This is a genomic window from Pseudonocardia sp. Ae331_Ps2, from assembly GCF_001932405.1.
GTDB lineage: Bacteria > Actinomycetota > Actinomycetes > Mycobacteriales > Pseudonocardiaceae > Pseudonocardia.
Map to the genome: position 1 here is coordinate 2,575,112 of NZ_MCIM01000001.1, position 22,711 is coordinate 2,597,822.

21 protein-coding genes are annotated in these 22,711 nt (G+C 74.4%); 14 read left to right on the forward strand and 7 right to left on the reverse strand.

Going from position 1 to position 22,711, the window contains the following annotated elements:
- From Ae331Ps2_RS12330 to Ae331Ps2_RS12340, 3 genes are all read right to left on the reverse strand, one after another.
- Positions 1–2,151, reverse strand: coding sequence for a YhgE/Pip domain-containing protein (locus Ae331Ps2_RS12330; RefSeq protein ID WP_075308787.1), 2,151 nt, complete (start codon positions 2,149–2,151; stop codon positions 1–3).
- Entirely contained in the window at positions 2,148–3,140 is a 993-nt protein-coding gene (locus Ae331Ps2_RS33965; RefSeq protein ID WP_175581809.1) for an ATP-binding cassette domain-containing protein, read from the reverse strand. Before Ae331Ps2_RS33965 ends, Ae331Ps2_RS12330 begins: the two co-directional genes overlap by 4 nt.
- Positions 3,141–3,475: 335 nt before the next feature.
- Positions 3,476–4,636, reverse strand: a complete 1,161-nt coding sequence (locus Ae331Ps2_RS12340) for a low specificity L-threonine aldolase (protein ID WP_051050150.1) — start codon at positions 4,634–4,636, stop codon at positions 3,476–3,478.
- 116 nt (positions 4,637–4,752) lie between these two features.
- On the opposite strand from Ae331Ps2_RS12340, the gene Ae331Ps2_RS12345 reads away from it, so the two are divergent.
- The 3 genes from Ae331Ps2_RS12345 to Ae331Ps2_RS12355 all read left to right on the forward strand — a co-directional run bounded on the left by Ae331Ps2_RS12345 (position 4,753) and on the right by Ae331Ps2_RS12355 (position 7,677).
- Entirely contained in the window at positions 4,753–5,337 is a 585-nt protein-coding gene (locus Ae331Ps2_RS12345) for a TetR/AcrR family transcriptional regulator (protein WP_020623689.1), read from the forward strand.
- A gap of 67 nt (positions 5,338–5,404) precedes the next feature.
- The gene (gene purB / locus Ae331Ps2_RS12350) at positions 5,405–6,823 is read left to right on the forward strand and encodes an adenylosuccinate lyase (RefSeq protein WP_198932113.1); all 1,419 of its coding nucleotides are present in this window, start codon (positions 5,405–5,407) and stop codon (positions 6,821–6,823) included.
- Positions 6,820–7,677: a phosphoribosylaminoimidazolesuccinocarboxamide synthase gene (locus tag Ae331Ps2_RS12355; protein WP_075308785.1), complete on the forward strand. Its 858-nt coding sequence runs from the start codon at positions 6,820–6,822 to the stop codon at positions 7,675–7,677. The genes purB and Ae331Ps2_RS12355 overlap by 4 nt, the downstream gene beginning before the upstream one ends.
- A gap of 80 nt (positions 7,678–7,757) precedes the next feature.
- Here Ae331Ps2_RS12355 and Ae331Ps2_RS12360 read toward each other — a convergent pair whose 3' ends face one another.
- Positions 7,758–8,708, reverse strand: a complete 951-nt coding sequence (locus Ae331Ps2_RS12360) for a sugar-binding transcriptional regulator (RefSeq protein WP_075308783.1) — start codon at positions 8,706–8,708, stop codon at positions 7,758–7,760.
- A gap of 149 nt (positions 8,709–8,857) precedes the next feature.
- On the opposite strand from Ae331Ps2_RS12360, the gene Ae331Ps2_RS12365 reads away from it, so the two are divergent.
- The 6 genes from Ae331Ps2_RS12365 (at position 8,858) to Ae331Ps2_RS12390 (ending at position 15,060) form a co-directional block, all read left to right on the forward strand.
- A complete protein-coding gene (locus tag Ae331Ps2_RS12365; RefSeq protein ID WP_075329727.1) occupies positions 8,858–9,949 on the forward strand; it encodes an alcohol dehydrogenase catalytic domain-containing protein in 1,092 nt (363 codons plus the stop codon).
- An 8-nt stretch (positions 9,950–9,957) separates the two neighbouring features.
- A complete protein-coding gene (locus Ae331Ps2_RS12370; RefSeq protein WP_075308779.1) occupies positions 9,958–11,277 on the forward strand; it encodes an RbtT/DalT/CsbX family MFS transporter in 1,320 nt (439 codons plus the stop codon).
- Positions 11,274–13,001 carry a dihydroxyacetone kinase family protein gene (locus Ae331Ps2_RS12375; protein WP_075308777.1) on the forward strand — a complete coding sequence of 576 codons (1,728 nt, stop codon included), beginning with the start codon at positions 11,274–11,276 and terminating at the stop codon, positions 12,999–13,001. Before Ae331Ps2_RS12370 ends, Ae331Ps2_RS12375 begins: the two co-directional genes overlap by 4 nt.
- Positions 12,998–13,504 carry a ribose-5-phosphate isomerase gene (locus Ae331Ps2_RS12380; RefSeq protein WP_060713574.1) on the forward strand — a complete coding sequence of 169 codons (507 nt, stop codon included), beginning with the start codon at positions 12,998–13,000 and terminating at the stop codon, positions 13,502–13,504. Before Ae331Ps2_RS12375 ends, Ae331Ps2_RS12380 begins: the two co-directional genes overlap by 4 nt.
- Entirely contained in the window at positions 13,504–14,226 is a 723-nt protein-coding gene (locus Ae331Ps2_RS12385; RefSeq protein WP_075308775.1) for a GolD/DthD family dehydrogenase, read from the forward strand. The genes Ae331Ps2_RS12380 and Ae331Ps2_RS12385 overlap by 1 nt, the downstream gene beginning before the upstream one ends.
- Before the next feature lie 75 nt (positions 14,227–14,301).
- Positions 14,302–15,060, forward strand: a complete 759-nt coding sequence (locus tag Ae331Ps2_RS12390; protein WP_233147396.1) for a DUF2334 domain-containing protein — start codon at positions 14,302–14,304, stop codon at positions 15,058–15,060.
- Positions 15,061–15,137: 77 nt separating this feature from the next.
- Here the strand turns inward: Ae331Ps2_RS12390 and Ae331Ps2_RS12395 are convergent, their stop codons facing one another.
- The 3 genes from Ae331Ps2_RS12395 to Ae331Ps2_RS12405 are packed head-to-tail and all read right to left on the reverse strand — an operon-like array spanning position 15,138 to position 17,191.
- On the reverse strand, positions 15,138–15,509 hold the full coding sequence (locus tag Ae331Ps2_RS12395; RefSeq protein ID WP_020623699.1) for a VOC family protein: 372 nt from the start codon (positions 15,507–15,509) through the stop codon (positions 15,138–15,140).
- Positions 15,509–16,141, reverse strand: a complete 633-nt coding sequence (locus Ae331Ps2_RS12400) for an MBL fold metallo-hydrolase (protein ID WP_075308773.1) — start codon at positions 16,139–16,141, stop codon at positions 15,509–15,511. The genes Ae331Ps2_RS12395 and Ae331Ps2_RS12400 overlap by 1 nt, the downstream gene beginning before the upstream one ends.
- A gap of 45 nt (positions 16,142–16,186) precedes the next feature.
- Positions 16,187–17,191: an NAD-dependent epimerase/dehydratase family protein gene (locus tag Ae331Ps2_RS12405; protein WP_075308768.1), complete on the reverse strand. Its 1,005-nt coding sequence runs from the start codon at positions 17,189–17,191 to the stop codon at positions 16,187–16,189.
- 60 nt (positions 17,192–17,251) lie between these two features.
- Here Ae331Ps2_RS12405 and purS point away from each other — a divergent pair, with 60 nt between their 5' ends.
- From purS to purF, 5 genes are all read left to right on the forward strand, one after another.
- Complete coding sequence (gene purS / locus Ae331Ps2_RS12410) at positions 17,252–17,485, forward strand: phosphoribosylformylglycinamidine synthase subunit PurS (RefSeq protein ID WP_043278022.1); 234 nt, start codon at positions 17,252–17,254, stop codon at positions 17,483–17,485.
- The gene (gene purQ / locus Ae331Ps2_RS12415; RefSeq protein ID WP_075308766.1) at positions 17,482–18,156 is read left to right on the forward strand and encodes a phosphoribosylformylglycinamidine synthase subunit PurQ; all 675 of its coding nucleotides are present in this window, start codon (positions 17,482–17,484) and stop codon (positions 18,154–18,156) included. The genes purS and purQ overlap by 4 nt, the downstream gene beginning before the upstream one ends.
- 166 nt (positions 18,157–18,322) lie before the next feature.
- A complete protein-coding gene (purL, locus tag Ae331Ps2_RS12420; protein WP_075308764.1) occupies positions 18,323–20,629 on the forward strand; it encodes a phosphoribosylformylglycinamidine synthase subunit PurL in 2,307 nt (768 codons plus the stop codon).
- Positions 20,629–20,967, forward strand: coding sequence for a sterol carrier family protein (locus Ae331Ps2_RS12425; RefSeq protein ID WP_075308762.1), 339 nt, complete (start codon positions 20,629–20,631; stop codon positions 20,965–20,967). Before purL ends, Ae331Ps2_RS12425 begins: the two co-directional genes overlap by 1 nt.
- Positions 20,968–21,086: 119 nt before the next feature.
- Complete coding sequence (gene purF / locus Ae331Ps2_RS12430) at positions 21,087–22,673, forward strand: amidophosphoribosyltransferase (protein ID WP_075308760.1); 1,587 nt, start codon at positions 21,087–21,089, stop codon at positions 22,671–22,673.
- Positions 22,674–22,711: the final 38 nt, after the last annotated feature.

A 22,711-nucleotide genomic window follows, 5' to 3' on the forward strand; every position in this document is an offset into this window, starting at 1 on the left:
TCAGAGCACCAGCTCGGGCTTCACCGCCGTCGCCGTCCACACCCGCTTGCGGTACGCCGCGAACGTCGCCAGTGCGAGCGCGCCGACGAACCAGGCCAGCAGCACCGGCACCGCCGTGCCCACGACACCGGCCAGCTCGCCGCCGTACATGAGGTGCCGCAGTGCGTCGACGGCGTAGCCCATCGGCATCACGTGGTGCACCGGGTACAGCGGCGCGGGGATGGTCTGCCACGGGAACGTGCCGCCCGCCGAGACGAGCTGCAGCACCATCAGGACCAGCCCGAGGAACTGCCCGACCGCGCCGAGCAGCGCGTTGAGGGCGTGCACGATCGCGGTGAACGTCATCGAGGTCAGCCACAGCAGGGCCAGCGTCGCGACCGGGTGCACCGGTGTGATCCCCAGCAGCAGCGACACCACCGCGTACATGCCGGTGACCTGCACGATCCCCAGCAGGCCGGCCGGGATCCAGCCGCCCAGCGCGATCCGCAGCGGGCTCTGCCCGGCCGCGATCGCCCGTCGGGACAGGGGCTGGACCAGCAGGAACAGCACGTAGCCGCCGATCCAGGTGGCCAGCGCCATGAAGAACGGGGCCAGTCCGGCGCCGTAGGTGTCGGCCTGGGAGTAGGCGACGTCGCGGGTGGCGACCGGGTCGCCGATGTTCGCGGCGGTGGCCTCCCGGACCCCCGGCGCCGGGTTCGGGATGTCCCCCAGCCCCGAGGCCAGGCCGTCGTGCAGCTGCGTCGCCCCGTCGGCGAGCTCGCCGGTGCCGGCGTCGAGCCGGCGCGCCCCGTCGGCGAGCCGGTCGGTGCCGTCGACGGCGGTGCGCTCCCCGGCGACGAGCTGGTCCGCCCCGGTCCGCAGCGCGGTGGCGCCGGTGGACAGTTGTGTGGCGCCGTCGGCGAGCTTCCGCACGCCGCCGGACAGCTCGCTCGCGCCGTCGCGCAGGGACCCGGCCCCGTCGGCGGCGCTCGCGATGCCCTGGCTGAGCTGCGGCGCGGACGCGGCCAGCTGCTCGGCGCCGTCGGCGACCTGCCCGGCGCCGGACCCGAGCCGGTCGAGCTGCCCGGACACCTGCTGGACGCGGGCGTTGCCGTCGACGAGCGGCTGCTTGGCCGTCGCCAGCGCGGCGAGGGCCTGCTGGACCTGCTCGTCGGTGAAACCGCGTTCGCGCAGCGACGCGGCGATGGTGCCGTCCGCGGCGTCGAGCTGGTCGGCGAGGCGGGCGCTCTCCTGCGCGACCCGGTCCCCGGCCGCGGCCAGCTGCGCGTTGCCGTCGGCGACCTGGCGGGCGCCGTCGGCGAGCCTGCGCGACTGCGCGGGCAGGTCCGCGGTGGCGCTGCGGAGGGTGCCGAGCCCGGTCGCGAGCTCACCCGCGCCCGAGGACAGCCGGTCCGCCCCGGTCGCCGCGGTCCCGGCACCGGAGGCGAGGGTCCCCGCCCCGGTCGCGAGCCGGTCGGCGCCGCCGGAGAGCTGCGTCGCGCCGTCGAGGAGCCGGCGCTGCCCGGACGCGAGCTCGCCCGCCCCGGAGGCCAGCTGGCCCGCCCCGTCGTGGGCGGTCGCCGCGCCGTCGGCGAGCTTCCCGGCGCCGTCCGCGGCCTCCTGGGTCTTGGTGTGGATGGTGGAGAAGCCGGTGAGGAACCGGTCCGCGGCCTGCGTCCCGACCTCCTTGGCGACCGAGTCGCGGACCCGGGTGGTGAGGGTGTCGGCGATCGTGCGGGCCAGGTAGTTGTTGGCGTCGTTCGTGGTGAGCACGAGGATCCCCTGGCGCGGTGTGAACTCACTGGAGGACTGCAGGGCCGCGGTGAAGTCGTGCGGGATCGTCAGGGCGAAGGTGTAGATGTTGTCGCGCACACCGCGGTCGGCCTCGGCGGCGGAGACCCGGTGGAAGTCGAACGAGCCGGACTCGGTCAGCTCCGTCGCGACGTCCTGGCCGACGTTCTGCGCCTTCCCGTCGGCGTCGGTGCCACCCGTGTCCTCGACGACCAGCGCGGCGGGCACCTGGTCCAGGCGGGAGTAGGGGTCGCCGTTGGCGTAGAGGTAGAAGCCCGCGTAGAGCATCGGGATCAGCAGCAGGGCGAGCACGGCCAGGACCGGCAGCCGCCCGGCGGTGATCCGCCTCAGCTCGCTGATCGCCATCCTGACCGCGCTCATGAGGTCCTCTCCGTGGTGTCGTTCCCGCTGGTCTCGTTCCCGCTGGTCCCGCTGTCGGCCGTGGACCCGGGGGGTTCGGTGGCGTCGGGTGGCTCCGGGGCGGGCTCCGCGCCGGGCAGGATCGCCGTGCCGGCGTCCTCGGTGCCGGTGCCGGTGGCTGTGCCCGGTTCGGGGGCCGGCGCGGCCCCGGACGGGCGGCGCAGCAGCCACCGGGTCCAGCCCTGCGGCAGGTCGTCGGCCCCCTGCGGCGCGACGACGGTCAGCGGCCCCGTCGGGTCCTCGGGCCTGCTGTGCCGCCCGGGCGGCTCCGGGAACGCGCCGGCGTCGCCGCCGCCGAGCCGGACCGCCGGCACCCCCAGCAGCGCCGCCGACCCCTCGGTGCAGGTCACGACCACGGTGAACCCGGCACGGGCGTGCTCGGAGGCCACCTGCCACCAGGTCACCGGGGTGCCGCCGTGCCGGTCCGGCGCGGTGAGGACGAGCACCCGCACCCCGGGCCGGGACGCGGCGAGTGCGGTCATCAGCCCGATCCGCACGGGTGCGGGCACGTCCTCGAACCGCGAGCGCACCCAGCTCTCGGCGCCCCGCGCACCCAGCCACTCGGTCACCGCCCGCGGGGTGGTGCCGCGCCCGGCCATCGCCAGCTCCTCGCCGACGACGGTCCGCAGCGGCAGCACCGGCTCCGGCTCGCTGACCCCGGGCGTATCGACGACGGCGACGGCCCGGCGCAGCCGGCGGGGGTCGTCGTCGCCGTCGAGGGTGACGGTGCCCTGGTCGGGCCGCATCCGCCCGGCGAGCGCCAGCGCGAGCGCGGTGTGCCCGGACCCGGGGGTGCCCGCGACCAGCAGGACCGAGCCGGGGACGGCGCGCAGCGAGGTCGGCGCGAGCAGCACCCCGTGGGCGCCGTCGACGGCGACGCCCTCGGCGACGAGGGCCGCCTCCGGATCGGATGCGGAGGAGGGGGCGGATGAGGGGGCGGAGCTGGTCATGACGGTCCTGCTGTCCTGGGCGCCACGGGCCGCGCGACCCCCGGCGATCGCGGGTCCGCGCAGCTCACCGGCACCGGTCGGGGGTCGGGGCCACCGGCGCGCAGCGGTGCGTACGCACGGGCGCGACGGCGGCGGAAGCCTAGGCCGACGCCTGCTCCGGCGTCCGGCCGTCGCCCAGTGTGGACCCGATCGTGCGGGGCGACTTGACTTCGGACGACAGTGAGTTGACTCCGCGCGACACTGTGACGGCGGCGACGGCGGGCGTCCGACGCGCTCCGTCGCCGATGCCGTGGGACGGGCCCGACCGGACCGGACGGTGCAGCGGGGCGGTGGCCTCAGCTGCCGAGGGCGGTGCGGGGCAGCATCCCGGGGCCGCCGGGGGAGCCGGTGCTGGCCGGGCCGACCTCACCGATCCGGTCCAGTGCCGCCTTGATGTGCTTGTCGCCGACGTCGCGGTGGGTCATCAGCCGCAGCTTGCCCGCGATGGCACCTGCGCGGACCCCGGCCTCGGCGAACGTGGCGATCGTGCCGCGCACGTCGGCCACGTCCACCAGCACGATGTTGGTCTGCGGCTCGCGGACCCGCCAGCCGCGCTCGCGCAGCCCGGCGGCGAGCCGCGTCGCGAGGTCGTGGTCCTCGGCGAGCCGGTCGATCTCCTCCAGCGCGACGAGTCCGGCCGCGGCCAGCACCCCACCCTGCCGGACGCCGCCGCCGAGCATCTTGCGCAGCCGCCGGGCGTGCTCGACGAACTCCGTCGACCCCGCGACGACCGACCCGACCGGCGCGCCCAGCCCCTTGGACAGGCACACCGCGACCGTGTCGGCGCCGACGGTCAGCGCGCCCGGCGGGACCCCGAGCGCGACCGCGGCGTTCCACAACCGGGCGCCGTCGAGGTGCACCGACAGCCGGGCGGCCCGTGCCGCCGCGGCGACGGCGGCGTGCTCCTCCGGAGCGATCACGGTGCCGCCCGCGGAGTTGTGCGTGTTCTCCAGGCACAGCAGCACCGGGCGCAGCGCGGCGTAGGAGCCGTCGTCGACGGCGGCCCGGCGCACCGCCGCGGCGGTGACCTTGCCGGGGCCCGCGTCGTGCGGCAGCGGCCGCGGCATCCCGCCGGCCAGCCAGGCGGCCGTGCCCAGCTCGAAGTCGAGCACGTGGGCGCCCTGCGGGGCGAGGAACGCCTCGCCCCGGCCGAGCCTGCTCATCAGCGCGATCAGGTTGGCCATCGACCCGGTGGGGGTCCACAGCGCGTCGGCGGCGCCGAGCAGGCCGGCGACCCGTTCCTCCAGCTCGCGCATGGTGGGGTCGCCGTCGAGCACGTCGTCGCCGACCTCGGCCTCGGCCATCGCCCGGCGCATCGCCTCGGTCGGCAGCGTGACGGTGTCCGACCGCAGGTCGACGGGCTCACCGGGGGCCGGGGCGGCCGCCGCGCCGCGCGTGCCACCACGCGACGACCAGCGGCTTCTGGGTGACGGGCGCACACCCACAGTGTGTTCCATACCGGTCACGGTGAGAACGGCAGGGTCACGAAACGGTCACGGTCCCCTGTCCCACCTGGGCGTCGAGTCCGGTATCTCACTCGTCCGGATGGGGCCGGTCTTGGCACTATGTGGCGATGGCGGCCCCGAAACAGACCGAGAAGGGTGAACGGCGCCGCGCCCTGCTGGTGGCGGCGGCAGCGGACCTGCTGGCCGAGAGCGGGTTCGACGCGATCCGCCACCGCGCCGTCGCCGAGCGCGCCGGGGTGCCGCTGGCCGCCACCACGTACTACTTCTCCTCGCTGGAGGACCTGGTGTCCGCCGCGCTCGACCGGCTGGCCCGCACCGAGCTCGCGGACGCCCACGACTGCCTCGCCCGGCGCGACGACCCGGCCGAGATCGTGCTCGACCTGCTCCTCGGGCCGCGCTCGCGCACCGACGGCCTCGACGCCGTCCTGTGCCGGTTCGAGCGGCTGATCGGTTCCGGCAGGCGCCCGTTCCTGGCCGGGCTGCTGCGGGCCCAGCGCGTCGAGTTCGACGCCCTGCTCGACGAGGCCCTCACCCGCGCGACCGGCCGTCGCCCGGGGCCGGGGGAGGTCCGCAGGCTGACCGCGCTCGTCGACGGTGTCGTCCTCACCGCGCTGATCGAGGCCGACCCCGACCCGCGTGCGGTCGGCCGGGTCGCGCTGCGCGAGGCGTTGGACGCGCTGCCCCGGACGTGAGCCCCCGGGTGTGAGCCTGTGCTCCCGGCCGTGGCGGGGCCGTGAGCAGCCATTACCATCGCGCCACGTGATTCCCAACGTGCTGGCCGCGCGCTACGCGAGCCCCGAGCTGGTCCGCCTCTGGTCTCCGGAGTACAAGATCCAGCTGGAGCGACGGCTGTGGATCGCGGTGCTGCGCGCCCAGCGCGACCTGGGCATCGAGGTGCCGGCGTCGGTGATCGACGACTACGAGGCCGTCGTCGAGCAGGTCGACCTGGATTCGATCGCCGCCCGTGAGCGCGTCACCCGGCACGACGTGAAGGCCCGCATCGAGGAGTTCAACGCCCTCGCCGGCCACGAGCACGTGCACAAGGGCATGACCAGCCGCGACCTCACCGAGAACGTCGAGCAGCTGCAGATCCGGCTGTCGCTGGAGCTCGTCGCCGACCGGACCGTCGCGGTCCTGGCGCGGCTCGGGCGTCGCGCGTCGGAGTACGCCGAGCTGGTCATGGCCGGGCGCAGCCACAACGTCGCCGCGCAGACCACCACCCTGGGCAAGCGGTTCGCCTCTGCGGCCGACGAGCTGCTCGTCGCGCACGCCCGGCTGGAGGACCTGCGCTCGCGCTACCCGCTGCGCGGGATCAAGGGCCCGATGGGCACCAGCCAGGACATGCTCGACCTCCTCGACGGCGACGCGGCCAAGCTCGACGAGCTGGAGCGGCGCGTCGCCACGCACCTCGGGTTCGCCGAGGCGTTCACGAGCGTCGGGCAGGTCTACCCGCGCTCGCTCGACCACGACGTCGTCACCGCGCTGGTGCAGCTGGCGGCGGCGCCGTCGTCGCTGGCCACGACGATCCGGCTGATGGCGGGCGCCGAGCTCGCCACCGAGGGCTTCGCCCCCGGCCAGGTCGGCTCGAGCGCCATGCCGCACAAGATGAACGCCCGTTCCGCCGAGCGCATCAACGGCCTCATGGTGATCCTGCGCGGCCTGTCGGTCATGACCGCCGACCTCGCCGGGTCCCAGTGGAACGAGGGCGACGTCTCCTGCTCGGTGGTGCGCCGCGTCGCGCTGCCGGACGCGTTCTTCGCCCTCGACGGCCTCTACGAGACCACCCTGACCGTGCTCGACGAGTTCGGCGCCTACCCGGCCGTGATCGCCCGTGAGCTCGACCGCTACCTGCCGTTCCTCACCACCACGGCGGTGCTCATGGCGGCCGTGCGGGCCGGGGTCGGCCGGGAGACCGCGCACGAGGTCATCAAGGAGCACGCGGTCGCCGTCGCGCTGGCGATGCGCGAGCAGGGCCAGGCCGACAACGACCTGCTCCAGCGCCTCGCCGGCGACGACCGGCTCGGCCTGCCCGTCGGCACGCTGGACCGGCTGCTGGAGGACCCGCTGCGCTTCACCGGTGCCGCGTCCGCGCAGGTCACCACCGTCACGGAGAAGATCGCCGCGATCACCGCGAAGCACCCCGAGGCCGCCGCCTACACCCCCGGAGGGATCCTGTGAGGCTCGTCCACTCCGGCAAGGTCCGCGAGCTCTACCTCGACGAGTCGCGCGACCCGGCCCAGCTGCTGCTCGTCGCCTCGGACCGGCTGTCGATCTACGACGTGGTGCTCCCGACGCCGGTCCCGGACAAGGGCGCGATCCTCACCGCGCTGTCGTTGTACTGGTTCGAGCGCACCGGCGACCTCGTGCCCAACCACGTCATCGGCACCGACGACATCCCCGCCGAGTTCGCCGGGCGCGCCGTCCGCTGCCGTCCGCTGGAGATGCTGCCGGTCGAGTGCATCGCCCGCGGCTACCTCACCGGCCTCGGGCTCAAGGAGTACCAGCGCACCGGGGCCGTCTCCGGCGTCACGCTGCCCGCCGGCCTGGTCGAGGGCTCGAAGCTGCCCGAGCCGATCTTCACCCCGACCACCAAGGCGCCGGTCGGCGAGCACGACGAGTTCATGACCTTCGACGACGTCGTGGCCCTGCTCGGCGCCGACACCGCGGCCCGGCTGCGGGACCTGACCCTGGAGGTCTACCGCCGCGGCGCCGAGTCCGCCGCGCAGGGCGGGATCCTCGTCGCCGACACCAAGCTGGAGTTCGGCCGGGACGCCTCCGGCGAGATCGTGCTGGGCGACGAGGTGCTCACCCCGGACTCGTCGCGGTTCTGGCCCGCCGACTCCTACGAGCCCGGTCGCGTGCAGTTCTCCTTCGACAAGCAGTACGTCCGCGACTGGTCCGCCGGTCTGGACTGGGACCGCACCGCTCCCGGCCCCGAGGTCCCCGACGACGTCGTGAAGGTCGTCCACGACCGCTACGCCGAGGTCTACCACCGGATCACCGGTACCCCCTGGACCTCACCCACCGCCTGACCCCGCGACGGACGTGGCGACCCACGCGCGGGGCACCGGGGAGGCCGCCGGCCGCCGTGGTGGCGGCGCCGAGGTGCCGGTCAGGCCGGGGGCAGGGCGTCGAGCAGGGCGCGGGCCGTCGGGGCGTCGGTGACCAAGCGGTTGAACAGGCCCGCCCTGGCCCCGCCGACGATGCTCGGCACCTTCTCCTCCCCGACGGCGACGGCGATCGTCCGCGGCACCCGGCGCAGCTGGTCCGGGGAGATCCGCACCATCCGGTCGCTGCCCGGGAAGGCGATCGGGCGTCCGTCGGCGCGGTAGAAGTTCAGGCAGACGTCGCCGACCCCGTCCTGCAGGCCCTCGTCGTCGAGCGGGACCGAGGTCGAGATCGACGCGCGGCCCGCGGGCGGGGCACCGACGCCGACCAGGGCGGCCTGGGCGCGCGTCCAGAACCCGGTGACCCGCCGGAACTCCGGGTCCTCGGCGAGCGTGCGGCTCATCGCCGGCGACGGCATGGCCTGGGTGAACAGGAAGTGCGGGCGCCCGTGTCCGCGTTCGGCGACCGACCGGACGATCTCGTTGGTCTGGTGCCACGCCTCGGGCTCGGCGACCCCGCCGCCGGTCGGCACGATCTCGCAACCGGCCAGCGCGGGCAGCGCGGTGTGGCTGAGCTCCCACACGGTGCGCCCCGAGGAGACGAGCAGGACCTCGCCCGCGCGCAGTCCGGCCTCGCGCAGCGCGTCGCCGACCGGCTCGGCGAGCGACGCGCCGAGGTCGGTCGCGGTCCGCGGGGCCAGCCACACCCGGTCCAGCCCGAGCGCGGCGGCGAGCCGGGCCGCGTCGTCGCCGCCGGTCCGCAGCGTCTCCGGATCGTGCACGGTGATCTGCACGATCCCGACCCGGCGGGCCTCGGCGAGCAGCCGGGACACGGTCGGGCGCGACACCGTGAGCCGGTCGGCGATCGCGGCCTGGTTGAGCTCCTCGACGTAGTAGAGCCGTGCGGCCCGGTGCATCAGCCCCAGGTCGCGCCGGGAGAAGTCGTGCGGCGCCATCACCGTCCCCCTCCGTGGGTCGCTCCGATCGAACCCTACTGCACGTTTGTTCAAGTCGGAACCGATGTATTGACGGATGTTCACGAGAGAACGCATGCTCACGGCCAGACGCATGCAGTAGCCCGCATGGCACCAACGGAGGTTTCGCCGTGGCAGAGAACATCCCCACCCGGATGCAGGCGGTCGTCGTGCACGGCCCCGAGGACTACCGCATCGAGGAGGTGGACGTCCCGAAGCCCGGGGCCGGTGAGCTGCTCATGCAGGTCGAGGCCGTCGGCGTGTGCGCGAGCGACCTGAAGTGCTACCACGGCGCCGCGAAGTTCTGGGGCGACGAGAACCGCCCCGCCTGGGCCCAGACCGGCGTGACCCCGGGCCACGAGTTCGTCGGCCGGATCGTCGCCGGCGACGACGAGGGCCTCGCCCTGCACGGCGTGTCCGTCGGCGACCGCGTCGCCTGCGAGCAGATCGTCCCCTGCGAGCAGTGCCGCTACTGCCTGCGCGGCCAGTACTGGATGTGCGGCCCGCACGACATGTTCGGCTTCCGCAACTTCGACGGCGCCATGGCCCAGTACATGCTGGTCCCGACCCGCGCCAGGGTGCACCGGGTCTCGCCGGACCTGGAGCCCCAGCACGCCGCGTTCGCCGAGCCGCTGTCCTGCGCGCTGCACGCCGTCGAGCGCGCCACGATCTCCTTCGACGACGTGGTGGTCGTCGCCGGGTGCGGTCCGATCGGCCTCGGCCTGATCGCCGGCGCCCGCGCGAAGAACCCGCGCCTGCTGATCGCCCTCGACCTCGACGACGAGAAGCTGGAGCTCGGTCGCCGTACCGGTGCCGATCTCACGATCAATATCTCCCGCGAGGACGCGGTCGCCCGGGTCAAGGAGCTCACCGACGGCTACGGCGCCGACGTCTACCTGGAGGGCTCGGGCGCCGTCCCGGCCGTCGCGCAGGGGCTGAACCTGCTGCGCAAGCTCGGCACCTACGTCGAGTACTCGGTGTTCGGCTCCGAGGTCACCGTGGACTGGTCGATCATCTCCGACGACAAGGAGCTCGACGTCCGCGGCGCCCACCTCGGCCCGCACTGCTGGCCCGCCGCGATCAAGATGCTGGAGGACGGCAAGCTCCCGATCGCCGACATCTGCACCCACCAGGTGCCGCTCGCGGAGTTCCAGAAGGCCCTCGACCTGGTCGGCGACACCTCCGGTGCGTCGGTGAAGGTCTCGATCCTCCCGAACGCGTGAGGGCCGCCATGTCGACGACGACACCGCACGAGACCTTCCTCGACCGCATCGGCATCCCGCACAGCCTGCGCTGGGGCTTCCTCGGCGTGCTGGTCTTCATGACCGGCAACGGGACCGAGTCCAACTTCATCTCCCCGCACATCGAGGCGGTGCTCGGCTCGCCCGAGGCCACCGTCGCGACGATCATCACCGGCTACAGCCTGGCTGTGCTCGTCGCCAGCTACCTCTCCGGAGCGCTCGCCGACCTGTGGGGGCCGCGCCGCGTCATGACCCTCGGTGTCGCCGTCTGGGTCGTGTTCGAGGTGCTGTTCCTGCTGAGCCTGCAGATCGGCAGCCTCCCGCTGGTCGCCGCCACCTACTTCCTGCGCGGCTTCGGCTACCCGCTGTTCGCGTTCGCCTTCCTGGTGTGGATCAACGTCGTCACGCCCTACTCGCGCAACGGCGTCGCCGTCGGCTGGTTCTACGTCATGTTCACCGGCGGCCTGCCCACGCTGGGCTCGCTCTTCGCACTCGGCATGATCCCGGCCTTCGGCGGGAGCACCGGCGGCGAGACCGCCGCGATGGTCGGCTCGACCGCGCTCGTGGTCGCCGGGTACCTGATCGCCCGCTTCGGGGTGCACGAGCCGCACGCCACGCAGCGGCTGGCGCCGGCGGGGGAGACCACCGGCCAGGTGCTGACCGCCGGGCTGCGGCTGACCGCGGCCAACCCGAAGATCCTCATGGGTTTCCTGGTGCGGCTGATCAACACCGCGCCGCAGTACGGCATGTTCATCATCCTGCCGACGGTCATCGCGGTGGACCTCGGCTGGGGTCAGAGCCGCTGGCTGACCATGACCGTGTTCGTCTACGCGACGAACATCCTGGTCAACGCGGTGTTCGGGGCCGTCGGCGACCGGTGGGGCTGGCGTCGCACCGTGCAGTGGTTCGGCGTGTTCGGCTCCGCGGTCGGCCTGCTGCTCTGGTGGTACGTGCCGCAGCTGGTCCCGGCCGGGTCGACCTGGGGATTCTGGGTCTCGGTCGCCGCGGGCTGCGTCTTCGGCTGCCTGCTCGCCGGGTTCGTCCCGATGGGCGCGATCATGCCCGCGCTCGCACCCGACCACCAGGGCGCCGCGATGGCCATGTACACCACCGCCGCCGGTGGTGCGGCCTTCCTCGGTTCGGGTGTCGTCGCCCTGATGCTGGCGCTCGGCACCGGCAACGTCGGCGTCGTGTGGGCCTTCGTCGCCCTCTACGCCGCGGCCTTCGTGATGGTCTCGTTCCTGAACGTGCCGCAGGACGCACCCGAGCCCCGCGCCGCCGTCGCGACCCCCGTGAAGGAGACCTCGTGACCAGGATCCACGACGACCCCGCCACGTTCGCCGACGACCAGTTGGCCGGCTTCCTCGACCTCTACGCCGACCGTGTCCGAGGGGTGCACGGCGGTGTGGTCGCCCACCGTGGCGACGGCGGCCCGCAGGTCGCCGTCGTCATCGGGGGCGGCTCCGGCCACTACCCGGCGTTCTGCGGGACGGTCGGGCCGGGGATGGCACACGGCGCCGTCGTCGGCAACATCTTCACCTCGCCGTCGGCGGCCCAGGCCTACTCGGTCGCGAAGGCCGCCGACCAGGGCCGCGGCGTGGTCTTCAGCTTCGGCAACTACGCCGGTGACACGATCAACTTCGGGATCGCCGCCGACCGGCTGCGCGCCGAGGGGATCGACACCCGCGTCGTCGTGGTCACCGACGACGTCGCCTCCGCCGACGAACCGTCGCGCCGCCGCGGGATCGCGGGCGACTTCACCGTGTTCAAGGCGATGGGCGCGGCCGCCGCACGCGGTGCCGACCTCGACGAGGTCGAGCGCATCGGGAACCGGGCGAACGCCGCGACCCGCACGCTCGGCGTCGCGTTCTCGGGCTGCACGATGCCCGGCGAGGACGAGCCGCTGTTTACCGTCCCGGACGGTCACCTCGGTCTCGGCCTGGGCATCCACGGTGAGCCCGGCATCCGCGACGTCCCGATGCTGCCCGCCCGCGAGCTGGCGGAGCTGCTGGTCGACGACGTGCTGAAGCACGCGCCCGCGGGAGCGCCCGGCCGGGTCGGGGCGATCCTCAACGGGCTGGGCACCACCAAGTACGAGGAGCTGTTCCTGCTGTGGCGCCACGTCGCGCCGCGGCTGCGCGACGCCGGGTACGCGATCGTCGACCCGGAGGTCGGCGAGCTCGTGACCAGCCTCGACATGGGCGGCTGCTCGCTCACCCTGATGTGGCTCGACGACGAGCTGGAGCCGCTCTGGCGGGCGGACGCCTACACCCCCGCCTACCGCAAGTCCGCGGCCCCGGTGGCGGCGCTGCGCGAGCCGACCGCCGACGAGCTCGCCGAGGCCGACGCCGTCGTCACCGCACCCGCCGCGAGCGGGGCGGCCCGCGGGCTCGCCGGCACCGTGCGCACCGCACTGGCGGCGGTGGAGTCGACGATCCGCTCCCACGAGCACGAACTCGGCCGCATCGACGCCGTCGCGGGCGACGGCGACCACGGCCGCGGCATGCTCAAGGGCATCACCGCCGCCACCGCCCGGGTCGGCGAGCTCGGCGACGACGTCGGCGGCGGCTGGGCGCTCCAGCAGGCGGGACAGGCCTGGGCCGAGCGCGCCGGCGGCACCTCGGGGGTGTTGTGGGGCGCCGCGCTCGAGGCGTTCGGGCGGCACCTCGGCGACACCGCCGACGGCTACCCGGCCGCGACCGTCGTCGCCGGGACCCGGGAGTTCGCGACGACGATCCAGCAGCTGGGCGGGGCGCAGGCGGGGGACAAGACCCTGCTCGACGCGCTGCTGCCCTTCGTCGACGAGCTGGAGCGCCGGGTCGGTGCCGGCGAGGACCTGGCCGGCGCGTGGACGGCCGCCGCCGCGACCGCGACCGGCGCCGCCGCCGAGACCGCCGACCTGAGGCCACGGATCGGACGGGCCCGCCCGCTGGCCGAGAAGAGCGTGGGCACACCCGACGCCGGGGCGACCAGCCTCGGCCTGATCGTCACGGCCGTCGCCGACGTCCTGACGTCGCAGGAGGAGCAGACGTGAGCGAGAAGCTGCGCATCGTGGTGGGCGCCGACGACGCCGGCTACGACTACAAGGAGAAGCTGAAGGCCGACCTGGAGGCCGACGACCGCGTCGCCGAGGTGGTCGACATCGGCGTCGGCGCGGACGGGCACACCGCCTACCCGCACATCGGCGTCGCCGCGGCCCGCCGGATCGCGGACGGGGAGTCCGACCGTGGCCTGCTCATCTGCGGGACCGGGCTGGGCGTGGCGATCTCGGCGAACAAGGTGCCGGGGGTTCGTGCGGTCACCGCGCACGACCCGTTCTCCGTGGAGCGCTCGGTGAAGTCCAACAACGCGCAGGTCCTCTGCATGGGCCAGCGCGTGGTCGGCATCGAGCTCGCGCGCACGCTCGTCGACGGCTGGCTCGACCACCGGTTCGACCCGGCGAGCGCGTCGGCGGAGAAGGTCGCCGCGCTCGACTCCTACGACCGGCGCGACGGCGAGCGCCTCGCCGAGGCGGAGACCGTCGGGACGGACTGCTGATGTTCGACCTCACCGGGTCGGTCGCGCTCGTCACCGGGGCCGCGTCGGGGATCGGCGCCGAGGTGGTCCGGGCGCTCGCCGGGCAGGGCGCGGTGGTCGCCGCCGCGGACCTGCGCACCGACGGAGTCCCGGACGTCCGCGCGTCGACCCACGTCGTCGACGTCGCGGACCCCGACGCCGCGGCGGCCTGCGTCGACGAGGTCGTCGCCCGGCACGGCCGGGTCGACGTGCTGGTCAACTCGGCCGGGATCGCGCGCCTCGCCCCCGCCCTGGAGCTGGGGATCGACGACTGGCGCCGCACCCTGGACGTGAACCTCACCGGGTCCTGGCTGATGGCCCGCGCCGCGGGCCGGGTCATGGTCGGGCAGGGGTACGGGCGGATCGTGAACCTCGCCTCGCAGGCGGCGAGCAGCGGGCTGGAGCAGCACGCGGCCTACTGCGCGTCCAAGGCTGGGATCAACGGGCTCACCCGCACCCTCGCCGTCGAGTGGGGGCCGCACGGGGTGACGGTGAACGCCGTCTCGCCGACGGTCGTGCTCACCGACCTGGGCCGCGCGGCGTGGGACAACCCGGCCGGGGACGCGCACCGCGCCGAGATCCCGGCGCGCCGCTTCGCCGAGCCGTCGGAGGTCGCCGCGGCCGTCGTCTACCTGGCCTCGGCCGAGGCCGCCATGGTCAACGGGGCCGAGCTGCGGGTCGACGGCGGGTTCACGGCCCGCTGAGAACGCCCGCCGATCGTCGTCCGCGCGATCCGGCGGCTCCACCCGGGGTTCATCTCGGTCGGGTCGGATGGGGCCATGAGCACGCTGCTGGTCTCGCTGTCCGGCCTGACCGACTCCGACGACGCCGACCGCGCCCGCGCCGCCGCGTTCGCCGCGGAGCTGGACCGGCGCGGCGTGCCGCTGACCCATCTCGTGCAGCCCAAGGGTCCTGAAGGACCGCTGCGCCGCGGCGACGACCTGGTCCGCTGGATCGCCGGCCGCGTCCGAGCCGGGGACGACCTGCTCCTGCACGGCTTCGACCACACGAGCGACCCGGTGGGGGCCTGGCAGAACGGCACCGTCCCGCGGATCGGGCGGCGCACCGAGTTCGGCGCGCTGCCCCGGCACGAGGCGGGCCTGCGGCTGACCGGTGCCCGGCGCATCCTGCTCGCGACCGGGCTGTCCACCGACGGCTTCGCCCCGCCCGGCTGGATGGCCTCCGAGGGCACCCTCGACGCGCTCGCCGACCTCGGCTTCGGCCTGTGCGCCGACGAGACGACCGTCCGCGCGACCGGCGGTCCGGTGCTGCGCTCGCGGGTGCTCACCTTCCGCTCGTCCGAGCCCTGGCGGGGCGAGCGCCGTGCGGGGGAACGCCGTCGCGGACGGGCGCTGGAGCAGCAGGCCGTGCGTACCGCCGAGCGCGGAGGGCTCGTCCGGCTCGCGCTGCGGGCCAAGGACCTGCGCCGCGAGCACCGCGTCGAGGCCGCGCTGGCCGCCGTCGACGCGGCGCGCGGAGCGGGCGCCGTCGGCGCCGTGCACCGCACGCTGTTCCGCGCCGCGGCCCCGGCAGCCTAGGAGCTCCCCGGCGATCGGCCCGGTTGTCCACAGTGTGTGTTCCCCTGTGGACAACCGGTGCCACCTGTGGACAGGTGTCAGGTCCGCCGCTCGCCGAGCACGCAGAACTCGTTGCCCTCGGGGTCGGCGAGCACCGTCCAGGACACCTCGTCGGCCGGGACGCGGTGTTGGCCGACGTCGACCCGGGTCGCGCCCAGCATGAGCAACCGGGCGACCTCGGAGTCGCGCACGCCGTCCGGTCGCAGATCGATGTGCAGCCGGTTCTTGGTCCGTTTGCCCTCCGCGACCGGCACGAAGATCAGCCCGGGGGTGACACCCGCGGCCGGCTGGATCTCGAACTCCGCCGCCGAGGCGTTCGCCACCGTCCAGTCCAGGGCCTCGGCCCACCAGCGGCCGAGCCGGATCGGGTCCCGGGCGTCGACGACGACCTGCTCCCACTGCAGCGCCATCAGACGGTGATCGCCTTCTCCCGGTCGGGGACCAGGAGCGTGGTGGCGTCGGGACCCAGGTTGTCGAAGAACCGGTAGTGCAGCGCCGGGTTCGCGAGGGTGCCCTCGTGGATCGGGACGACCGTGCGCGGCGCGACCGCCCGCAGGTAGTCGACGGCCTCGGACACCTTCAACCACGGCGCGCCGGTCGGGAGCAGCAGCGTCGCCAGCTCCTCGACGCCCGGCGGGACGTAGGCGTCGCCGGGGTGCAGGAGCGCGCCGTCGACGAGGTAGCCGTTGTTCGCCACCAGCGGGATGTCCGGGTGGATCTGCGCATGGTCCCCGGACCCGACGACGGTCACCTCGGCGCCACCGAGGGCCAGCACGTCGCCGGGGGCGGCGGTGCGGGCGTCGATGCCGTCCAGCTGCTCGGCGGTCTGGCCGTCGGTGACCAGGGCGGCGTCGGGGTTGGCGCGCAGCAGTGTGCGCAGCGCGTCGGCGTCGACGTGGTCGAAGTGCTGGTGGGTGACCAGGATCGCGTCCAGGCCGTCGAGGGCCTCGAAGCCGGTGGAGAACGTGCCCGGGTCGAACAGGAGCCTGGCCGACCCGGTGTCGACCAGGACGCAGGCGTGGCCGTAGTGCGTCAGGTGCATGGGACCAGCATGCCCGGTCGGGGGGTGGGTGGCACGTCGCTCCGCTCAGCCGAGCGCTCGCAGCACGGCCCGTTCCTCGGCGTCGGTGAGCCCGGCCCGGCGCTCCCGACCGGCGCCGAGCCCACGGTCCCACGCCAGCGCGGCGCGGGCGGTGTCGGCGAGCGGGCGGGGGGTCAGGCCCGCGGCGAGCGTCGTGGTGACGTCCCGGTCGACCATGCCCCAGAGCTCTTCCGGCAGCCGGAGCGGCAACGACCGCGGGCCGGCCCAGATCCCCACGCCCTGCTCCGCCAGCGTCGGTTCCGGGATCCGGACGAGCTCCAGGTCGTCGGCGCCCACGGCGGCGGCGGTCTCGGCGAGCACCCGGTCCAGGGTGGACCGCGGGCCGGCGCCGTCGTGGGTGCCGGTGGTGCCGTCGGCCGCGCAGGCCACGATCCAGGCCGCGAGGTCGTCGACGTCGACGAGCTGCATCGGCTGGGCGGGCACGTCCGGGACGACCACCCGGCCCCCACGGGCGAACCGGTCCGCCCAGTAGCCGTAGCGGTCGGACAGGTCGCCGTGCCCGCACATCAGGCCGCCGCGCACCACGTGCGCCCGGTCGCCGGCCCGTTCCCGCACGGCCTGCTCGCTCGCGACCTTCGCGGCGCCGTAGACGTCCGGGTCCCGCTTCGCGAGCTCCTCGTCGGGCCGGCCGTGCAGCGGTGCCAGGGTCGGCTGCGCCACGGTCCCGCCGCGCAGCGACAGGTCGGCGTAGGCGTTGACCGAGGAGACGAAGGTCCAGTGCCCGAACCGGCCGTGCAGCGCGTCGAGGGCGTCGCGGACCCACGGCGCCGACATCGTCGCGACGTCCACGACGGCGTCGAACGTGCGCCCGTGCAGCGCCGCGGCCAGCGCCCCGGGCCGGGACCGGTCGGCGATCACCGCCTCCGCGCCGTCCGGTGGCGCCCCGGAGACACCACGGGACACGCAGGTCACCGCGTGCCCCGCGGCGAGCGCCGCCGCGGCGACCGCGCGGGAGAGGAACACCGTGCCACCCAGGACGAGGATCCGCATGGGCCGATGGTGAGGGCACGCACGTCGAGCCGTCGCCCCTGTTCACCGTAGGCTGACCCCGTGGCCAGAGTGGTGGTGGACGTGATGCCCAAGCCCGAGATCCTCGACGTGCAGGGTCAGGCCGTGACCCGGGCGCTCGCTCGGATCGGTGTGTCCGGGGTGAGCGGGGTGCGGCAGGGCAAGCACTTCGAGCTGGAGGTCTCCGACGGCGTCGACGACGAGACCCTGCACCGGCTCGCCGGTTCGCTGCTGGCGAACCCGGTGATCGAGGACTGGACGGTGACCCGGCTGTGAGCACCCGCGTCGGTGTGATCACCTTCCCGGGGACCCTCGACGACGCCGACGCCGCCCGCGCGGTCCGCCGCGCCGGCGCCGAGGCCGTCCCGCTGTGGCACGGCGACCACGACCTGCAGGGTGTGGACGCCGTCGTCGTGCCGGGTGGGTTCTCCTACGGCGACTACCTGCGCGCCGGGGCGATCGCGAGCCTGGCGCCGATCATGACCGAGGTCGTGGCGGGCGCCGGGCGCGGTCTGCCGGTGCTCGGCATCTGCAACGGCTTCCAGATCCTCTGCGAGGCACACCTGCTCCCGGGCGCGCTCGTCGCGAACGCCGGGCTGCACTTCCTGTGCCGGGATCTCGAGCTGACCGTGGAGAACGCGCAGACCGCGTGGACCGGCGACTACACCGCGGGGGACCGGCTGACGATCCCGCTGAAGTCGCAGGAGGGGCGCTACGTCGCCGACGCCGCGACCCTCGACGAGCTGGAGGGCGAGGGCCGCGTGGTGTTCCGCTACAGCGAGCCCGCCCCCAACGGCTCGACGCGTGACATCGCCGGCATCACCAACCCGGCGGGCAACGTCGTCGGCCTCATGCCGCACCCGGAGCACGCGACCAGCGGGCTGACCGGCCCGTCCGCCGACGGCCTCGGCCTGTTCACCTCGGTGCTGGCCCGGGCCACCGCCTGACCCGGCGCCCGACCCACCGTCGACGCACGGCCCGGCCGGTGGTCCCCGCGGACCACCGGCCGTCTCCGTCTCCGACCCCTCCCGGGGCCCGCTGTGGGGAACCCCGCCTGTGGGCCCCGGCACCGTGCCGGGACGTGGACCGGGGCGGTCCGTCTACCCTGGCCCCGTGACGCAGTCCCAGGTGCCGGTCGATTCCGTCAAGCACGCCGAGGCCACTCCGGAGCAGCCGCAGCCCTTCCGGGAGCTGGGGCTCAAGGACGACGAGTACGCCCGCATCCGGGAGATCCTCGGCCGCCGGCCCACCGACGCCGAGCTCGCGATGTACTCGGTGATGTGGAGCGAGCACTGCTCCTACAAGTCCTCCAAGGTCCACCTGCGCTACTTCGGTGAGACCACCACCGAACAGATGCGCTCGACGATGCTCGCCGGGATCGGCGAGAACGCGGGTGTCGTGTCCGTCGGCGACGGCTGGGCGGTCACCTTCAAGGTCGAGTCGCACAACCACCCGTCCTACGTCGAGCCCTACCAGGGCGCGGCGACCGGTGTCGGCGGCATCGTCCGCGACATCATGGCGATGGGCGCGCGCCCGATCGCCGTCGGCGACCCGCTGCGCTTCGGCCCGCTCGACGCCGACGACACCGGCCGGGTGCTGCCCGGCATCGTCGCCGGGGTCGGCGGCTACGGGAACTGCCTCGGTCTGCCGAACGTCGCGGGCGAGGTCGTCTTCGACCCGTCCTACGCGGGGAACCCGCTGGTCAACGCGCTGTGCGTGGGCGCGTTGAAGACCGAGGACCTGCACCTCGCGTTCGCCTCCGGCACCGGCAACAAGATCATTCTGTTCGGGGCGACGACCGGGTTGGACGGCATCGGCGGTGTCTCGGTGCTGGCGTCGGAGACCTTCGACGCCGAGAGCGGCGGCACCGGGCGCAAGAAGCTCCCGAGCGTCCAGGTCGGCGACCCGTTCACCGAGAAGGTCCTCATCGAGTGCTGCCTGGAGCTGTTCGCGGCCGGGCTGGTCGTCGGCATCCAGGACCTCGGTGGTGCCGGGCTGTCGTGTGCGACCTCCGAGCTCGCCTCCGCCGGCGACGGCGGCATGCACGTCGACCTCGACGCCGTTCCGCTGCGTGCCACCGGCATGACCGCCGCCGAGATCCTCTCCTCGGAGTCCCAGGAGCGGATGTGCGCGGTCGTGACCCCGGAGAACGTCGAGGCCTTCCTCGCCGTCTGCCGCAAGTGGGACACCATCGCCACCGTGATCGGCGAGGTCACCGACGGCGACCGCCTGGTGATCACCTCCCAGGGGGAGACCGTCGTCGACGTGCCGCCGCGCACCGTCGCCCACGAGGGCCCGGTCTACACCCGCCCGGTCGCCCGGGACGACGCGAAGCAGGACGCGCTGAACGCGGACTCGCCGGAGGCGCTGCCCCGCCCGGAGACCCCGTCCGAGCTGCGCGCGGAGATCCTGCGGATGGCCGCCGCGCCGAACCTCGCGTCGCGGGCCTGGGTCACCGACCAGTACGACCGCTACGTGCGCGGCAACACCGTCGCCGCGCACGGCGCCGACTCCGGGGTCGTGCAGGTCGACGAGTCCACCGGCCGCGGCATCGCCGTCGCGACCGACTGCAACTCCCGCTTCGTCGCGCTCGACCCGTACGTCGGCGCGCAGCTCGCGCTGGCCGAGGCCTACCGCAACGTCGCGACCTCCGGCGCCGTCCCGCTCGCCGTCACCGACTGCCTGAACTTCGGCTCGCCGGAGGACCCGCACGTCATGTGGCAGTTCGAGCAGGCCGTGCGCGGCCTCGCCGACGGCTGCGCGGTGCTGGGCACCCCGGTCACCGGCGGCAACGTGAGCTTCTACAACCAGACCGGGACGACGGCGATCCTGCCGACCCCGGTCGTCGGCGTGCTCGGCGTGATCGACGACGTCACCACCGCGGTCCGGTCCGGGTTCGCCGGTGCCGACGGCGACACGGTCGTCCTGCTCGGCACCACCACCGCCGAGTTCGGCGGGTCGGAGTGGGCGCACGAGGTGCACGGGCACCTCGGCGGACGGCCGCCCGCCGTGGACCTGGAGCACGAACGGCGCCTCGCGCAGCTCCTGGCGGCCGCGGCCGCGGACCGGGCCCTGACCGGAAGCCACGACCTGTCCGACGGCGGCCTGGCCCAGGGTCTGGTCGAGGCCGCACTCGCCGGGGGCCGGGGCGCCCGCGTCGACCTGGCCGGGGTGCACGAGGACTCCTTCACCGCGCTGTTCGCCGAGTCCGCCGGACGGGTGCTGGTCACCGTTCCCGCCGCCGGGGCCGACGCGTTCCTCGTCCGCGCCGCCGAGGCCGGTGTTCCTGCGCTGCGGCTCGGCGAGACCGGCGGCGACGTCCTCGACCTGGGCGACGCCGTCGGCGCGGTGCCGCTCGACGAGCTGCGCACCGCCTGGGAGGGCACCCTCCCCGCGCGGTTCGGCGCCGTCTCGGTCTGATGTCCGACCTCCTCGCGGACTGGGTCGACCGGGACGTCGAGCCGGAGCGGGCGGTGCGCAAGGCCGCGGTCAGGGAGTCACTGGACGAGCTGGCCCGGCGTGCCCCCGGCCGCAGCGTCGAGGTGCGGGTCCCGCCGTTCGGTGCGGTGCAGTGCGTCGAGGGGCCGCGGCACACCCGCGGCACCCCGCCGAACGTCGTCGAGGCCGATCCGCGGACCTGGATCGCGCTCGCCATCGGCCGCCTGAGCTGGGACGACGCCGTCGCCACCGGGCGGGTGTCCGCGTCGGGGTCGCGGGCGGGGGAGATCGCCTCGTTCCTGCCGCTGCGCACGCCGTGACCGGACGGGAGCGGTGTGCGACGCCGACGTGACCCCTGTCCCCGTACCTGGGGATGGGTGATCTCGGGGCGTACAGTCGTGCCCTGGTCCCGGTACGCCGCCAGCCGAGGAGCGCCGCGTTGAGTTCCGTCCGGAACGAGCACGTCAGCCCTGAACGAACCCTCTCCCTCACCCCTGTCGCCCCCCCCGCCCCCGAGCCCGACGAGTCAGGACCCCGCGAGGAGTGCGGTGTGTTCGGCGTCTGGGCCCCCGGCGAGGACGTCGCGAAGATGACCTACTACGGCCTCTACGCGCTGCAGCACCGCGGCCAGGAGGCCGCCGGCATCGCCGTGTCCGACGGCCGTCGCACCGTGGTGTTCAAGGACCTCGGCCTGGTCAGCCAGGTGTTCGACGAGCAGACGCTGTCCTCGCTGCGCGGGCACCTCGCCGTCGGGCACTGCCGCTATTCGACGACCGGCGCGACGACCTGGGAGAACGCCCAGCCGACGTTCCGGACCACCGCCGCGGGCTCGGGCCTCGCGCTGGGCCACAACGGCAACCTCGTCAACACCGCCGAGCTGCGCGACGCCGTCGCGAAGCTGGAGAACCGCAAGCGGTCCGGGCTGCGCGCGACCACCGACTCCGACCTGCTCACCGAGCTGCTCGCCGCGGGCGCGGCGGACCTCGGCGTCTACGAGGCCGCGATGCGGCTGCTGCCGCGGCTGCGCGGCGCGTTCTCGCTGACCTTCGCCGACGAGAACACCCTCTACGCCGCCCGTGACTCCCACGGCGTCCGCCCGCTGGTGCTGGGCCGCCTGGAGCGGGGCTGGGTCGTCGCGTCGGAGACGGCGGCGCTGGACATCGTCGGTGCCTCCTTCGTCCGCGAGGTCGAGCCGGGCGAGCTCATCGCGATCGACTCCGACGGCATCCGCAGCCAGCGCTTCGCCGCCCCGGAGCCGAAGGGCTGCGTGTTCGAGTACGTCTACCTGGCGCGCCCGGACACCACCATCGCCGGCCGCTCGGTCTACGACACCCGGGTCGAGATCGGCCGCCGGCTCGCCGAGGAGCACCCGGTCGAGGCCGACCTGGTCATCCCGGTCCCGGAGTCCGGCACCCCGGCCGCGATCGGCTACGCCCAGGGCTCCGGCATCCCCTACGGCCAGGGCCTGGTGAAGAACGCCTACGTCGGGAGGACCTTCATCCAGCCCAGCCAGACCATCCGCCAGCTCGGCATCCGGCTGAAGCTGAACCCGCTGCGCAACGTCATCCGCGGCAAGCGCCTGGTCGTCGTCGACGACTCGATCGTCCGCGGCAACACCCAGCGCGCGCTGGTGCGGATGCTGCGCGAGGCCGGCGCGCTCGAGGTGCACGTGCGGATCGCCTCGCCGCCGGTGCGCTGGCCCTGCTTCTACGGCATCGACTTCGCCAGCCGGGCCGAGCTCATCGCCAACGGCGCCGACACCGAGGGCGTCCGACGCTCGATCGGCTCGGACAGCCTCGGCTACGTCTCGGTCGACCAGATGGTCGCCGCCTCCGAGCAGCCACGCTCGCGGCTGTGCTGCGCCTGCTTCGACGGGGAGTACCCGATCCCGCTGCCGGAGGAGGCCCAGCTCGGCAAGCACCTGCTGGAGGACGTCCCGGAGCCGACGGCGTCCGGTGCGGCCTCTGGCGATCCGGGGCCGTTGTCCGTCGGATACGGTGCCGGGGAAGCGCTGACCCGCCCGTAGCGGCACCCGATCACGACCCCGCCCCGACCTGGAGAGAC